Source organism: Suttonella ornithocola (genome assembly GCF_001889065.1).
In the GTDB taxonomy this organism is placed as follows: Bacteria; Pseudomonadota; Gammaproteobacteria; order Cardiobacteriales; family Cardiobacteriaceae; genus Suttonella_A; species Suttonella_A ornithocola.
Map to the genome: position 1 here is coordinate 1 of NZ_LWHB01000264.1, position 467 is coordinate 467.

A 467-nucleotide genomic window follows, 5' to 3' on the forward strand; every position below is an offset into this window, starting at 1 on the left:
ATAAATCATTTAAGGCTTCACTCATGGTTGGATGGGTGAAGATATGGTCGCGGATATCTTGCCAATGCAATTCGCAGCGAATCGCCAAATCTAGGAAATTAATGATTTCATGTGCTTCTGCACAAAGTAATTGTGCGCCAATCACTTTTCCGCTTTCTGCATCAATGACCGCTTTTAATAAGCCATCGGTTTGCTCAAGAATTTTTGCTTTCGGGATTGCTGAGGCTGGCAAGGTTGCCGTTTTAACTGTTATTCCTTTTTCTTTGGCTTGTGCTTCCGTTAAGCCGACATTGGCTAATGGTGGCTGCACAAATACCGCATAAGGAAACGTCCGACCTTTGGTTGTTCTTTTTCCTTCCCCTAATAATTGATCTTTAACAATTCGATAATCGTCTAAAGAAATATAGGTAAACTGCGGGCTACCAGCAACATCCCCCATTGCCCAAATATGAGGCTGGCTCGTTTGC

The 467-nt window shown here is 42.8% G+C and carries 1 pseudogene; it reads right to left on the reverse strand.

The annotated features are described in order from the left end of the window. Positions 1–467 (reverse strand): annotated as a pseudogene (locus A5N85_RS13650) (pyridine nucleotide-disulfide oxidoreductase); the annotation flags it as partial.